Below are 14618 nucleotides of genomic sequence, written 5' to 3'. Positions count from 1 at the left end.
CAAAGCGGGCGGTTGGATGCGCACCAATTACCGCCAGGTAATCACGCGAGATCAGCTCTAAACGCAGCGTTAGGGTGCCAAAAACGATGGCAATCACCAGGGCAGTAATCAGCAGTGTAGCCAGCCCGGAGCCGCGCGGAAACAGGCGATGACGCCGGCGGGTGGGGGTGTTGGTGCCGCGTGTCCCCACGCGGACAGATGCGTGGTCGGGACGACTGCCTCCCCGCCCTTGTGAACGATTGAACCGCCCCAACGCAACCGCTGAAATGACCGCAACCAGAGCAAATCCGAGGCTCACCGCGAGGGCGACGCACTCTCCACGACTTCCTGCCACTAAGAGCGCCCCCCACAGGCTCACTGCCGGAATCGCCAACCGTAAATCCAACGGGGCAGCCCGGTAGTCCTGATCGGTGCGCAACCGTCGGATAATCAGCGATGTTTCACTCGGCGCAGTCATCGCGAATCCTCACACGCACACGTGATCGCGCAGACGCGACATCAATGCCGGACCGATACCGCTAACCTCGTCGAGCTGATCCACCGAAGCAAAACGCCCGTTAGACTCGCGGTAATCCAAAATACGTTGCGCCAGGGCGGGACCGATACCGGACAGAGTCTGCAGAGTTCCCAGGTCGGCGGTGTTCAAGTTCACCTTGTCGCCTGCGCCTCCCGCTGATTTTGTGCCTCCGTCCGGGGCACTGTTCGCATTTCCACCCACGCTCGGCGGAGGAGTCTCTCCAGGTCGAGGCACATAAATCATTTCCCCATCCGTGAGGGGACGAGCCAGATTCAGAGTACTCAAATCCCCTTCGGGCAAGGCTCCCCCCGCCACTTCCAGAGCGTCCGCTACCCGTGACGGGTCTGCCAGATGAACCACGCCCGGGCGGCTCACCGCTCCTGCCACGTGAACCACCACTTCGGCGCCGTTTGCGCCAGGAAGATATAGATGCGGGGCAGCGCCCGGTGAGGAAGCACCACCGTCCTTTCGGACCCCTGCTGTTCCAGATTTTCTCTCCACAGCTGCCAGCGCCGCCCCCGGTCCGGCGGAACTGCCTGTTTTGGAATCCGGTTTTCCCGTGGCGTCCCCGGACAGCACCCCGGCAGGCGGAGCCGCGGGGGGAGCGGCCAAGACTTGCCAACCCACCACTAAAAGCCCGCATACCAGCATAAATACTGCAATTAAGGTCGCCACCCGCGGGCTGGGAGCCAGGCGTAACCGCTGTTCACGCTGTGCTACGGGTCTGACCTGGAGGCTATTCTCAAAACCGTGCACCAGGTCTTCGGCACGCCCCGTCAGAGCGCCACGAGCCGATGGCATCCCCTCCGTGCTGTATTCGGATGATGGTGTGGAGCGGCGCGCGGAGGGGTAATCCGGCGCGGCGTCGTCCAGATAACCCACCCCCGCGGCTCTGGCTCGCTCAAACACCCCGGCCGTGAGTCGGTCACGGTCTGTTTGCCCAAACTTATTTAGCATCCTGGCTGCCTCCTCCGTCACACCGGGAACTGTGCGACCCTCCCTTGTGAAACTAATCGCGACCAGCCGGCGCGAAAACTCCAAAAAGATTTACCTGTGGAAAACCCGGAATTGCCTTCCCTTGTGGAAAACATCTCGAAAGGTAGTTTTTCGTTGCTATCGCTGGGATAAACTAAAGCAGTGAGAAAACAGAAACCGGATTTAAGTAATTCTGCGGCCGCGGTGCGCCAGCCTCGCCTGGTCGAACGAATTATTGGCGCAGCTATTTTGGTCCTGGCAGTGGTGGTGTTGGTGACCGCTACGATGCAGTGGTTTGGTGATACCGCCCGGATTCGCAACAAAGCGGAAGTGAAAAAAATCACCACGGTGGCGCCGCTGAAAGAAGCCTGGACCCTGGCGATGCCCGCGAAAATGAAAGATCCGCGCACGGCACAAGTGTGGGGCTATCAGGATGCGCAAGACTCTCTGGCTGCCCAGGATGCCGCTACCGGTGTGACGGCTAAACTGGCAGAAAATGAACAGCTGGTGCTGGTCAAGGGCACTGATGGGAAAGCCCAAACCCAGGCTATTGCGCTGATAGACGAAACCACCGGCACCGCCAAATGGTCGAAAACTTACGATGACCTGCCCCTGGACTATTGCCTGAAACAACTGTGGCAGAGCTCGATTACCTGTGAATCTGATAAAGCCAAAAAGGTGGTGCGGATTGACCCTAGCGGCAATGTTGCGGTGGGGGATTTACCTAATGACATTTGGAATTTAGCGACCGGCGAGCACGTGTTGGGGGCAATTTTTGACCAGTTCCTGGTGGTTCCTATCGCGGTTGGAGAGGGAAATTCGGCAGGGGCACAAGCGGTTTACATCACGCCAGACTTTGCCTGGAAAGGAAAATTCCCGCTCATGGTGCCGAATGCGCAGGCTGCCCAGCCCCTATCGGTGCAAACTCGGGGGTCAGTGACCCTGCTGGGGGTGACGACTTCGAACCAAGACGGGTCTAACCGGCAAAATACTTGGAGCTATTCTCAGATTATCAATACGAAAATCGGTTCCCTGGACACCTCTAAACTTGGTACTGCCGCACAGATGTCAATGCTGGAAGCCGGATTTTTCGCGTCCGCATATCCGCAGGGCGACGGGCAGATTGATTGGCAGGTCTACGGTTCTGACGGTGCGATAGTGGGGGAGGGCAAGTGCCCCGCGCTGGCGGCACAAGCCTTGCACACCCAACTGCGCGCCGGACTTCGGCTAGACACTGACAGTGCTATGGCAGCTCTAAAATCTGGGAAAATCCCTGTCCTCATGCCCAATCGGACGTATTTTTTGGCGGACCGCGGGGAAACCTGTGCGTCCTGGCCCGGCTGCGCTGCCAAAACTTGGACCACCGGGGACGGCGTCACCATCAATCTGAAAGCTCCGGGGACTCCGCTGACCTCCGACGCGACAAAAGCCGTGTTTACCGAGGGCAACGGGGGACTGCTGAGTTACGGGGTGGTCGACGGGAAATTCCTTTGGGAAGGCATCGCGCCACCATTGAAAGGAGCTGCCACCACCGGGGATACGTTTGTCCTGGGGTCAGGGCTGGGTCAGTTGGCGCAGCTGGGTGACCTCAACAAGGGCAGTGCCAAGGCAGTGTTGCGCTACCTCGGCCTGCCCTAGAGGGGTGCCTCAAGAAGCAACCTGTTGAGGTTCCGGGTCAGGACCGGGGGCGGCAGACTGCGCGCCATGATAGCGCTGCAGACGCTGTTGACGAAGCAAATCCACCAGCCAAACGATCAGGAACAATACGCCTTCAAGCAGCACGACTGTGGCTCCTGACGCGGTATCGAACCAGTAAGAAATATAAGCTCCCAGCACGACACAGGATACGGAAAGCAAGGGAGCTATCCATAACATAGCGTTGAACCGGTTTGTGAGCAGCCGGGCGGTTGCGCCAGGGGTAATCACCAGTGCCACGATGAGGATTGCGCCCACTGCCTGCATCGCCACCACGACTGTCAAAGACAGAGCTACCAGCAACAGAGTCGCCAACCAGCTTGTAGAGATGCCGATAGCGTGGGCGTGAGTCTTGTCGAAGGCATACAGCACCAAATCCCGTTTTTTGTATAACAACAGCACCAGAGCGAGCGGACTCAATATCAAGACCTGCCACATATCGGCTCTGGTAATGCCGAGCATGTCGCCAAACAAAATGTGGTGCAAATCAATGTGACTGGGGAACAGGCTGATTAAGACCAGACCGGAGGCAAACATTGTCGTGAATACCACCCCAATAGCGGTGTCTTCTTTGACTCGTCCGCGCCCCCGCACTGCGCCAATCAATCCCACCACCAGCAAAGCTGCCACGAGGGCGCCTATTGCGAAGGGCGTTCCCAAAAGGTAGGACACGACGATTCCGGGAAGAATTGCGTGGGACAGGGCGTCACCTAACAGTGACCAGCCAATTAAGACCAGCCAGCAGGACAACACGGCACAAACTGCCGCCGCGACTCCGGTGACGATGATGCCGCGGAGCATAAACTGTTGCGTCCACATTTCGATGAAAGCTTCATAAAAATTCACTGTCCACCTCCTGACGCGGCGGGATTTAATCCAAACGCTTTCGCGAGGTTCTGCGGGTCTAAGGCGCCAGCGGGATCACCTTGATAAACTACGCGGCGATACAGCAAAACCACTTCATCGCAGAGCTTTTCCAAAGAAGCCAAATCGTGGGTTGAAACCACCACCGTGGTGCCTTTTGCCGAGATTTTGCGCAGCAAATCGACGATATTGGTTTCGGAATATTTGTCTACTCCGGCAAACGGTTCATCGAGGAGCAGGAGCGGGGCACCTTGGGCAATCGCGCGGGCGATAAATACCCTTTTCTTTTGACCGCCGCTCAACGCCCCAATTTGGCGCTGTTGCAAATCTTGCAATTCAACCATTTCTAACGCGGCTTGCACCGCTGCCACGTCTGCAGATTTGGGACGACGGGTCGGTCCCATAAATCCATACCGCCCCATCATGACGACTTGGTTTACGTTAACCGGGAAGTCCCAATCGATTTCCTCGTTTTGGGCAACATAACCAATCAGCCGTTGTTTCCGGGCTTGGTTCGCGTCAATTCCGGCAACTTTAATGCTGCCCTTTTGATACGAAACACTGTTGGTGATGGATTTGAACAGCGTTGATTTTCCCGATCCGTTCATCCCTACCAGACCACAAATTTGACCGCGCGACACGGTTAAACTGGCACCCTCCAGTGCCACATTAGCTCCGTAACGAACATGCAAATCTGAGACTTCTAATATAGGCGGGGCTGAATTTGAGCTGGACTCAGCTTCAGCCCCGCCTGGCTCTATGCGGTTGTCGAGAGCATCGCTCATTTCTGAGTCAATCCTCGGGTAATCAAATCTGCGTCGTAGCGCAACAGGTCCAGATAGGTCGGAACGTCTCCATCTGCGTCTGACAAGGAATCAACATACAATTCCCCACCAAATTTCGCCCCTGTGGCTTCCACAACGGGTCGCATTTTGTCTCCCACGGTGGACTCGCAGAAAACTGCGGGAACGTGGTTTTGTTTCACGTAGTCTTCCACTTCCGCTACGCGAGAGGGAGTGAGGGCTCCTTCGGCATTTACGCCCCACAAGAATTTCTCGTTGAGGTTATAGTCGCGAGTCAGATACGAGAATGCTCCCTCACAGCTGACCAAAGTACGTTGTGACGGGTCGAGCTGGGAAAGTGTGGAAGTGATGTCCTCGCCGACTTTTTCAATCTTGGCGCCATACTGTTTGGCATTTTCCTGGTACTCGGAGCAGTTCTTTGCATCTAAATCGCAGAAGGCTTTTGCCATATTCTTCACGTAGAGGGCGCCGTTTTTCGGGCTCATCCAAGCGTGGGGATTGGGCTTACCCTTGTAGTCGCCTTCGGTAATCGGAATGGGCTCTACGCCCTGCGAAACATTGACCTTTTTGGCATCCAGATCGGCGGTAAACTTCGTGAACCAGCGTTCCAAATCCAGCCCGTTATTTAAAATCAGTTTCGCTTTCTGCGCCGACTTCAAGTCCGAGGGCGTGGGTTGGTAATCGTGGATTTCCGCCCCAGGTTTGGTGATAGAGCGGACTTCCAGATGGTCTCCGGCAACGTTTTGAGCCATGTCCTGCAACACGGTAAATGTGGTGAGAACCAGGGGTTTTCCTGGTGCGGCTGAATCCGAGCTGGAGCTGGGGGTCCCGCCGCACCCGCTGAGAGAGGCTCCCAGGCACAAAAGCGCAGCTACGGTCAAGGTTTCTTTAATTTGCTTGTTTTTAATTCTCTTCATGGGTATAGCCTAAGTTAGGCATACCTAACTTTGCAAGCCCGAAACCGTTGAAATCCCGTAATTTAGCGATTTTTTTGTACTGACAAATCCTAAAAAACCAAGGATACGAGCTTCGGAGCACGCACGATAATCCGTTTCGGTTCGCGCCCGTCCAGCAACTTCACCACCGCCGGTTCCGCCAGGACTTTTGCCTGCAAATCCGCCTCGGAAATCTCGGGGTCTACCGAGACTTTCGCGCGCACCTTGCCCGCCACCTGCACCACGCAAGTGACCTCCTCGGCAGCCAACAGCGACTCATCGGTCACGACCGGGAACGTAGCACGGGCAATTCCGCCCTGGTGACCCAAACGTTCCCACAGTTCCTCCGCAATGTGCGGAGCGATGGGGGCGACCATCACGACCAGTGCTTCTGCGGCTTTACGCGGCACCTGCGGCAGACCGGTGAGGTGATTATTCAGCACAATCATCTTGGCGATAGCCGTGTTCACGCGCAGATTGTCATACTCCACGGTGACATCGTGAATGGTGCGAGCCAGCACTTTCGCGGTCGCCAAATCCGGGGCGTCATCGGTAACGGTGAGCGTGCCGGTGTTTTCATCGACGATATTGCGCCACAGTCGCTGCAGGAAACGCTGGGAACCGACCACCGCGCGAGTGTCCCACGGGCGGGACATATCCAGCGGTCCCATCGACATTTCGTAAACCCGGAACGTGTCCGCGCCGTAATCCGCGCACATCTGATCAGGGGTGACTATGTTCTTTAGCGACTTGCCCATCTTGCCGAACTCGCGGTTGACCGGCTGACCCTGCCAGGTAAAGCCGTCCTCTTCGCTGCCCTCCACTTCGTCGGCCGGGACGTATTGCCCGCGCGAATCCGTATAGGCGTAAGCCTCAATCATGCCCTGGTTAAACAGGCGATGGAACGGCTCTGAACTGGACACATATCCCAAGTCATAGAGGACCTTGTGCCAAAAACGCGCGTACAGCAGGTGCAGCACCGCGTGCTCCACGCCGCCCACGTACAAATCCGTACCGCCGCTGAGGTTGCCCGCTGCGGGGCGCGGACCCATCCAGTAGGCTTCGTTGTCGGTGCTGGCAAAAGCCGTGGGGTTGTCCGGGTCGGTGTAGCGCAGCTCGTACCAGCACGAGCCCGCCCAGTTCGGCATGGTGTTTTGGTCACGAGTGTAGGTCTGCTTGCCTTCGCCCAGGTCCAGTTCGACGGTCATCCAGTCCGTAGCGCGCCCCAGCGGGGACTCCGGGGTGGAGTGGGCGTCATCAGGGTCAAAAGTCCGGGGCCGGAAGTCCGACACTTCGGGCAGCTCCAGGGGCAGCATCTCTTCCGGCAGGGCGTGAACCCGACCGTCAGCGCCGTAAACTACGGGGAAAGGCTCGCCCCAGTAGCGTTGCCGGGAAAACAGCCAGTCACGCAGACGGTAGGTCACGGTCTTTTCGCCCCGCTCGGTTTTCGCCAGCCAGTCGCTGATTTTCGCGATAGCCTCAGCCTTGCCCAGCCCGTTCAGGCTGATTTCGCTGTTGGCAGAGTTCTCGATAACGCCGTCGCCGGTCCAAGGTTCCTCTTGCACATCGAGACCTTCCGGGCCGGAAATAGTTTGGATAATGTCCAGGTTGAACTTCTGAGCAAAGGCATGATCGCGCTCGTCATGAGCGGGCACAGCCATAATCGCGCCAGTGCCGTACCCCATCAACACGTAATCCGCCACGAAAATCGGCACCAGGGAACTATTGACCGGATTCGTCCCGAAAATGCCGGTAAACACGCCGGTCTTTTCGGTGAAGTCGGTTTCCGCAGTCCGTTCGCTGTCGCTCTTGGCACTGGCTTGTGCCCGATATGCCGCCACCGCTTCACGCGGGGTAGCGTATCCGCCGGTCCACTCCGGTCGGGTCCCCTCCGGCCAAGCGTCCGGTACCTGCAGTTCCGTGTCCGCGCAGTCCTCGGTCCCCACCAGCGGATGTTCCGGGGAAATGACCATGAAAGTCGCGCCGAACAGGGTGTCGGGCCGGGTCGTGAAGACCTGCAAAGTCTGCGGCTGCGGCCCTTGACCGGCTTCGACCTGGAAGTTTACGGTGGCGCCGAAAGACTTGCCAATCCAGTTGTGCTGCATGGTGCGGACCTTATCGGGCCAGTCAATCGTGGTCAGGTCGGCATCCAGACGGTCTGCATAGCGGGTGATGCGCATCATCCACTGGCGCAGTTTCGTCTTAAACACGGGGAAGTTGCCACGTTCGGAACGTCCCTCGGCGGTGACTTCTTCATCAGCCAGCACCGTGCCCAAGCCCGGTGCCCAGTTCACCGGCGCGTATGCCACGTAAGCCAAACGCTCGGCATCAATGAGTTCTGCCTGTTCCACCGCGGAAAGTTCGGTCCAAGCCCGTCCATCCGGGGTGGGGCGTGTGCCGTCCTCATACTGCTTCACAAGGGTGGTAATCGGCCGGGCCGCGCCCTTCCCGGAGCCGTCGCGGCGCGGAGCTTCGGGGTCAAACCAAGAGTTGAAAATTTGCAGGAAAATCCACTGGGTCCACTTGAAATAGTTCGGGTCGGTCGTGGCGAAAGAACGCCGCCGGTCGTGGGACAAGCCAATGCGTGCCAGCTGTTTGCTCATGTTGGCGATATTGTCGTGCGTGGTGATGGCCGGGTGCTGGCCGGTTTGCAGGGCGTACTGTTCGGCGGGCAGACCAAATGCGTCGTAACCCATGGTGTAGAGCACGTTCTTGCCCTGGGCGCGTTGGTAGCGGGCGACCACGTCGGTGGCGATATAGCCCAGCGGGTGTCCCACGTGCAGACCTTTGCCGGAAGGGTAGGGGAACATGTCGAGAATGAAGTATTTTTCGCGTTTTGCCAGGTCACCAGCCAGGGGACCGCTGGGGTTATCAGCGTTAAAAGCGCCTGTCTCGTCCCAAATCCGTTGCCATTTTGCTTCCAAATTCCCTGCCATCTGAGCCGTGTAGCGGTACTGCGGGGTGTCTGGGGTATCCGGGGTGTTTTCAGCCATTATTCCTCTTCTTTCCGACAATCAACGTATCCAGTTTAGACCAGGGGACCTACGGGCGAAAAAGTAGTGACCCAGAGGGTATTAAATCGGTGTCGAGGCGACCATGCGATGCTGTAATCGGCGGATTTGATTCATTTACACCAAATATCCACGTTGATAAAATTGCCGGCAAGCTAGGTTTTTTCTCAACAGTTATTCGGACTCCAGGAGAGATATCATGAACACGTTCATTCGCAATAGTGCGTCGGGGATAGTTGCAGCGACAGCTCTCGCATTTGGTGTGTCGGCTTGCGGTGGGTCCGGCACACAGCCCGCAAATGACGCCTCGACGGCCAGCCCGACAACGCAGCCGGCAAGCCCGTCTCCCAGCGCAACTGTGGACTTCTTTACCATCGTGAATGACATGTCTAGTGATATGTGTATGGAAGCTTTGGTAACTGGAACACTGCAGGTTGATGAGCAAGGATGTTTGGTTCTCGCAGGGGATGACGAGGTTCCCGCGATAATGCCTTTATTGCCCAAAGGAAGCCAGATCTCAGACAAATCTGTAACTCTGCCGGATGGAACTGTTTTGGAAATCGGCAAGAAGGTTTCCCTTGGCGGTGGATTTACCAACGAAGAGCGATTCGTGTCCAAAGCGCGTAAACAGTGCAACACTTCTTCCGTGTACGTAGTTTGCCATGAACAAGGCTGAGCGGCAGCCTTTACGTTGCAGTTGCCCGCTCCTGAACATCAATGACCCCTGCCTGGGGAATTGGATGCCGGTTTTGGCGCGGGGCTGGTTTCCGTCAGCGTGCTTTTATTAATTTTCTGAATTTCAGTGCAGCTGGGTGCTTGGTTTTTGGAGTGGTTGCACGAGCGACCGATTTCAACCCAGAATACGCGTCCTTGCTGACACCTGGTTTACTAAACTTACAGGTTATAGCGATTTCAGTTGCGCAGAATCGGCACGGAGCAAAGTGAAATCGGTTGTTCGTGCAAGTGCATTGGGGTTAAAGGGTCAGTGGGCAAAAGGAAAACGCCCACCGAGGTGGACGTTTTCAAATAGCTTAGAGAAACCGGTTACTGCATGGCGGCAACGCGGGTGGCGAGCTTAGATTTACGCTGAGCCGCCTGGTTCTTGTGGATGACACCCTTGGAAGCTGCCACGTCGAGGTGACGGGTAGCCACCTTCAAGTTGGCTTCGGCTGCGGCTTTATCCCCAGCTTCAATAGCCTCGCGGGTCTTGCGCACCAGGGTCTTTAGCTCGGAGCGCACGGACAGGTTACGCAGGCGCGCCTTTTCGTTGGTGCGAATCCGCTTTATCTGAGACTTAATATTTGCCAATTTTCTTCCCTCAAAAGTATTGATTTTCGCCGGTTTTGGCGACACACAAGGTAATATCCTACGTCAATTTATGCCACATTCGCAAATTAGCAGGAGGGGAGGGCGCGGTCCTCTGGTCCGTCAGTTTGTCTCACTCGGCGCGGAATTAGCAGCGGTGATGATTGTCCCCCGGAAATAGATTGGGCAAACGGGGGAAAAATGACAAAATGGAATGTCTAGCGAGAAAGATAAGGAAATCCATGCCCATTCCTGGTGATGCCCTGTTACAGTCGATTGCGCCCGCCGCCACCGACCCGTCCCTGATTCGTAACTTTTCGATTATTGCCCACATCGACCACGGGAAGTCGACGTTGGCGGATCGGATGTTGCAACTGACTGGGGTCGTCTCGGAACGCGAGATGCGTGCCCAATACTTGGATCGGATGGACATTGAACGCGAACGCGGTATCACCATTAAATCCCAAGCCGTGCGGATGCCCTGGCAGGTGGGCGACAAAGCCTATGCCCTAAATATGATTGACACCCCTGGTCACGTGGACTTTACCTATGAAGTCTCGCGTTCCCTGGCGGCTTGTGAAGGAGCGGTGCTGCTGGTGGACGCCTCCCAAGGCATCGAGGCGCAAACCCTGGCGAACCTCTACCTAGCCTTGGAAGGGGACTTGACCATTATCCCGGTGCTCAACAAAATCGACCTGCCCGGCGCGATGCCGGAAAAGCACGCCGAAGAACTGGCGAACCTCATCGGGTGCCAGCCCGAGGACTGCTTGCGAGTCTCGGGCAAGACCGGAGAAGGCGTGCAGGCGCTGCTGGACGAAATCGTCTCCCAGGTCCCGCCGCCCGCTGGACAGCCCGACGCCCCGACCCGCGCACTCATTTTTGATTCGGTCTATGACACGTATCGCGGGGTCGTGACCTATGTGCGTGTTATGGACGGCTCACTCACAGCCCGTCAAAAAATCAACATGATGTCCACCGGCACCACCCACGAGCTGCTGGAACTCGGGGTCATCAGCCCGGAACCGATTCCTACGAAAGGAATCGGGGCAGGTGAAGTCGGTTACCTCATTACCGGGGTAAAGGACGTGCGCCAATCTCGCGTGGGCGATACCGTTACTGCTGCGGAAAAGGGCGCCGACGAGCCCTTGCCGGGCTACCGCGACCCGATGCCGATGGTGTTTTCGGGACTGTATCCGATTGACGGGACCGATTTCCCGGTGTTGCGTGACGCACTGGACAAGCTGAAGCTGAACGATGCGTCGTTGACTTTCGAACCGGAATCATCAGCCGCCCTGGGGTCAGGTTTCCGTTGCGGTTTCTTGGGCTTGCTGCATCTCGAAATTATCCGCGAGCGTCTGGAGCGCGAGTTTGACCTGGTGCTGATTTCTACCGCCCCGAATGTGGAATACGTGGTGGTGTCGGAGGACGGCAGTAAAACTCACGTCATGAACCCTTCTGAGTTCCCCGAAGGCAAAGTCAAGGAAGTCCTCGAGCCAGTAGTAACCGCGACGATTCTGACCCCCTCGGACTTTGTCGGTCCGGTCATGGAACTGTGCCAAGATCGACGCGGCACTATGAAGAACATGGAGTACTTGAGTTCGGACCGGGTGGAACTGCACTACACCCTACCGTTGGGCGAGATTGTTTACGACTTCTTTGATCAGCTAAAGTCCCGTACCAAAGGCTACGCCTCGCTGGACTACCACCTGGATGGGATGGCTCCTGCCGACCTGGTGCGGGTGGACATTTTGCTGAACGGGGAACAGGTCGACGCATTTTCTGCCATTGTTCACAAGGACAATGCCTACAGTTATGGGACGGCGATGGCGACGAAACTGCGTAAACTCATTCCGCGCCAACAATTCGAGGTGCCTATTCAGGCAGCTATCGGCACCCGCATTATCGCTCGGGAAAACATTCGGGCGCTGCGTAAAGATATGCTTGCCAAGTGCTATGGCGGTGACATCAGCCGGAAACGCAAACTGCTGGAAAAACAAAAGGCCGGCAAGAAACGTATGAAAGCCATCGGGCGAGTCGAGGTTCCCCAAGAAGCCTTCATCGCCGCGCTATCCAACGAGGAGACGCAAAAATAATGGGCAAAACGCTTCGAGCCGACGTCCCGTCCGGCAGTGACGATGAAATGCCTGACCGTCAACGTCCTTTCCCGCGGGTCAGAACTTTTGCTCGGCGCGGGGACCGCATGGGCCAAACTCTGGAAAAGACCTTTGAAAAGTACAAAGACGCCTACCTGCTGGATGTGAAACGTGGGGCAGGACCGACGATGGTAGCCGAAGGGGAACGCTTGGATCCTCGCGTCGTATTTGGTCGCGAGGCTCCTCTCATTGTCGAGGTCGGCTGCGGTAACGGCGAACAAATCACCCACGCAGCCGCGCTGCACCCGGAAAACAATTACTTGGGATTTGAAGTGTGGCTGCCGGGAGTGGCAAAAATCGTGTCCTCGGCGGTGCGTAACTATGACGGCTTGCCCAACCTGAAAGTTGTGGATGTCGACGCCCTGCAAGCCCTGCCTATTTTGCTCGGTGAGGCGACGGTACACGAAATGTGGACATTTTTCGCCGACCCGTGGCCAAAGACTCGCCATCACAAGCGGCGTCTGGTGGCGCCGGAGTTTGCGGCAATCGTGGCTGACCTGCTGGAGGATGGGGGACGGTGGCGTCTGGCGACTGACTGGGACGATTACGCCTGGCAGCAGCGTGACGTGGTTGAGTCCACCCTCGGGTTGTCCAATCCGCATGGTGGACAGCGTCCCGATGTCAGCGATCCACAAGGTCAGCGCGGCGGGTTTGCGCCACGTTTCGACGGTCGGGTGGTGACGGCGTTTGAACGCCGGGCGGCTCGTGAAGGTCGCGGTGTGCACGATTTGTGCGTGGTGCGCCTGGCGCGCGGTTCGGCGGCAGAACGTGAACAGACAGCTTCGTTCCAAGTGACGGCACGTTTGGGACGGGTTAGCGAGACGGAGAAGCCCGTCGAGTCCGGGTTCGTCCCGCGTGAGCCGTGGTATGGGGCGGACGAAGCCTGATGGGTTCGCCGCGCACGCTCTCCGCTTACGTGCATGTGCCCTATTGCTTGCGGCGTTGCGGCTACTGCGATTTCAATACTTACTCGAATCTGTCGTTGGGTCCCGGAGTGGGGGGCTACGCGGCGGCGTTGCTCCGTGAAATCGGTTTGTACGCACCGGATTGTTCCGTGTCGGTCGCGGTGTGCCCGGACGGGGGGCACAAGGGTGGCGGTCACGAGGGCGGTGCTGGTGGCGCTGGTGCCAGCGCTGGTCGCCAGGACGGCAGTCACAAGGGCGGCGGTCGCCAAGACAGTCGCGCCCTGACCAGTGTGTTTTTCGGCGGGGGAACCCCGACAGTCTTGCCGGCAACTGATTTGGTACGAGTCTTGCGCGGCCTGAGCGAAACTTTCGGGCTGGTGCCGGGCGCGGAGATAACGACCGAGGCAAACCCCGACACGGTGACGCCGCAGTATTTAGAAGCCCTGGCGGCAGGCGGTTTTACGCGGGTGTCTTTTGGGATGCAGTCGGCGGTTCCTGCTGTCTTGGCGACTTTGAATCGGACGCATCAACAAAAGCACCTGGTGGCAGGCGTGCAGGCGGCACATTCACGGGGCTTGGAGGTCAGCGTGGACCTCATTTATGGCACGCCGGGAGAGAGCTTGGCGGATTGGCGGGCCTCGCTGGATGCGGCGCTGGAGCTTGGGGCGGACCACGTTTCCTGTTACGCCTTAGTTATCGAGCCGGGGACCGCGCTGGGGCGTGCCCTCGCGCAGGGTGACATCCCTCCGGTGGACCCCGACGACCAGGCAGATAAATACGAGCTGGCTGATGAGACGCTCAGCGCGGCAGGCTTGCAATGGTACGAGATTTCCAACTGGGCGCGCCCGGGCCACGAATGCCGTCACAACCTGGCATATTGGCGTGACCAAGATTGGTATGGTTTCGGTCCCGGCGCCCACTCACACCTGGGTAGTACGCGCTTTTGGAACTTGCGCCACCCCGCAAAGTGGATGCAGTCCCTGCAGGCGGGGTACCGACCTGTTGACGGTCGGGAAATCGTCACGGGGGAAAGCGCCCGTCTGGAGAGACTCCTGCTGAATTTGCGTCTGCGGCAGGGTCTGGATTTGGGTGAATATGCCGGCGAATTCGGGGTTGACCAGGCAGCGTTACTTTCTGAGGCGCACGAGTTAGCTCAGGAGGGCTTGCTGGACGGCGCATTGCTGCCCGAAGATGCCACGTCGGGGGACCGTGAGTTGGCGCAAAAGGACGGTTCGCTATCGGTCGGACTGTGTTCGCAGGTGGACGGACTTTCGCACCAGGACGGGCTTTTGCATCAGGATGGTTCGGCAACTGACTCTCTGACCAGCAACACGGGCCGGGCGGTGCTGACCCGGCGCGGACGGCTGCTGGCTGACACGGTAATTCAGCGCTTGGCAGGGGTGTCATAGAGAGGTTCAAGCTGTGACCGTCGCGACTGTTGCGGTCGAACTTCCC

At 57.7% G+C, this 14618-nt stretch carries 11 protein-coding genes; 5 read left to right on the top strand and 6 right to left on the bottom strand.

The window, feature by feature from the left end:
* Positions 1-466 precede the first annotated feature (466 nt).
* Positions 467-1558 (bottom strand): ComEA family DNA-binding protein, encoded by a 1092-nt coding sequence (locus tag HMPREF0574_RS03380; protein WP_004007285.1) that lies wholly within the window; start codon positions 1556-1558, stop codon positions 467-469.
* A gap of 96 nt (positions 1559-1654) precedes the next feature.
* Here HMPREF0574_RS03380 and HMPREF0574_RS03375 point away from each other — a divergent pair, with 96 nt between their 5' ends.
* Entirely contained in the window at positions 1655-3130 is a 1476-nt protein-coding gene (locus HMPREF0574_RS03375) for a hypothetical protein (protein ID WP_004007284.1), read from the top strand.
* A gap of 9 nt (positions 3131-3139) precedes the next feature.
* Here the strand turns inward: HMPREF0574_RS03375 and HMPREF0574_RS03370 are convergent, their stop codons facing one another.
* The 4 genes from HMPREF0574_RS03370 to HMPREF0574_RS03355 all read right to left on the bottom strand — a co-directional run bounded on the left by HMPREF0574_RS03370 (position 3140) and on the right by HMPREF0574_RS03355 (position 8782).
* Positions 3140-4033 (bottom strand): metal ABC transporter permease, encoded by an 894-nt coding sequence (locus HMPREF0574_RS03370; protein ID WP_004007283.1) that lies wholly within the window; start codon positions 4031-4033, stop codon positions 3140-3142.
* Complete coding sequence (locus HMPREF0574_RS03365) at positions 4030-4836, bottom strand: metal ABC transporter ATP-binding protein (protein WP_004007282.1); 807 nt, start codon at positions 4834-4836, stop codon at positions 4030-4032. The genes HMPREF0574_RS03370 and HMPREF0574_RS03365 overlap by 4 nt, the downstream gene beginning before the upstream one ends.
* The gene (locus tag HMPREF0574_RS03360) at positions 4833-5771 is read right to left on the bottom strand and encodes a metal ABC transporter substrate-binding protein (protein ID WP_004007281.1); all 939 of its coding nucleotides are present in this window, start codon (positions 5769-5771) and stop codon (positions 4833-4835) included. Before HMPREF0574_RS03360 ends, HMPREF0574_RS03365 begins: the two co-directional genes overlap by 4 nt.
* 89 nt (positions 5772-5860) lie before the next feature.
* The gene (locus tag HMPREF0574_RS03355) at positions 5861-8782 is read right to left on the bottom strand and encodes a leucine--tRNA ligase (protein ID WP_004007280.1); all 2922 of its coding nucleotides are present in this window, start codon (positions 8780-8782) and stop codon (positions 5861-5863) included.
* Positions 8783-8999: 217 nt separating this feature from the next.
* Here HMPREF0574_RS03355 and HMPREF0574_RS03350 point away from each other — a divergent pair, with 217 nt between their 5' ends.
* Positions 9000-9476, top strand: a complete 477-nt coding sequence (locus HMPREF0574_RS03350; protein WP_036324870.1) for a hypothetical protein — start codon at positions 9000-9002, stop codon at positions 9474-9476.
* A 368-nt stretch (positions 9477-9844) separates the two neighbouring features.
* Here HMPREF0574_RS03350 and rpsT read toward each other — a convergent pair whose 3' ends face one another.
* Complete coding sequence (gene rpsT, locus HMPREF0574_RS03340; protein WP_036325044.1) at positions 9845-10108, bottom strand: 30S ribosomal protein S20; 264 nt, start codon at positions 10106-10108, stop codon at positions 9845-9847.
* A 239-nt stretch (positions 10109-10347) separates the two neighbouring features.
* On the opposite strand from rpsT, the gene lepA reads away from it, so the two are divergent.
* The 3 genes from lepA to hemW are packed head-to-tail and all read left to right on the top strand — an operon-like array spanning position 10348 to position 14572.
* Entirely contained in the window at positions 10348-12198 is a 1851-nt protein-coding gene (lepA, locus tag HMPREF0574_RS03335) for a translation elongation factor 4 (RefSeq protein ID WP_036324867.1), read from the top strand.
* Positions 12198-13145, top strand: a complete 948-nt coding sequence (gene trmB / locus HMPREF0574_RS03330) for a tRNA (guanosine(46)-N7)-methyltransferase TrmB (protein WP_004007275.1) — start codon at positions 12198-12200, stop codon at positions 13143-13145. Before lepA ends, trmB begins: the two co-directional genes overlap by 1 nt.
* Entirely contained in the window at positions 13145-14572 is a 1428-nt protein-coding gene (hemW, locus tag HMPREF0574_RS03325; RefSeq protein ID WP_004007274.1) for a radical SAM family heme chaperone HemW, read from the top strand. The genes trmB and hemW overlap by 1 nt, the downstream gene beginning before the upstream one ends.
* The last annotated feature ends 46 nt before the right edge of the window (positions 14573-14618 follow it).

Source organism: Mobiluncus curtisii subsp. curtisii ATCC 35241 (genome assembly GCF_000146285.1).
GTDB classification, from domain to species: Bacteria; Actinomycetota; Actinomycetes; order Actinomycetales; family Actinomycetaceae; genus Mobiluncus; species Mobiluncus curtisii.
Note: the sequence above shows the minus strand (reverse complement) of the source record. Positions and strands in the feature narration are given on the sequence as shown.

Bases quoted from the DNA above. Each gene is read 5' to 3' on its own strand.
- hemW (WP_004007274.1), top strand. From the start codon at position 13,145: ATGGGTTCGCCGCGCACGCTCTCCGCTTACGTGCATGTGCCCTATTGC.
- HMPREF0574_RS03355 (WP_004007280.1), bottom strand. From the start codon at position 8,782: ATGGCTGAAAACACCCCGGATACCCCAGACACCCCGCAGTACCGCTAC.
- lepA (WP_036324867.1), top strand. From the start codon at position 10,348: ATGCCCATTCCTGGTGATGCCCTGTTACAGTCGATTGCGCCCGCCGCC.
- HMPREF0574_RS03365 (WP_004007282.1), bottom strand. From the start codon at position 4,836: ATGAGCGATGCTCTCGACAACCGCATAGAGCCAGGCGGGGCTGAAGCT.
- HMPREF0574_RS03360 (WP_004007281.1), bottom strand. From the start codon at position 5,771: ATGAAGAGAATTAAAAACAAGCAAATTAAAGAAACCTTGACCGTAGCT.
- trmB (WP_004007275.1), top strand. From the start codon at position 12,198: ATGGGCAAAACGCTTCGAGCCGACGTCCCGTCCGGCAGTGACGATGAA.
- HMPREF0574_RS03350 (WP_036324870.1), top strand. From the start codon at position 9,000: ATGAACACGTTCATTCGCAATAGTGCGTCGGGGATAGTTGCAGCGACA.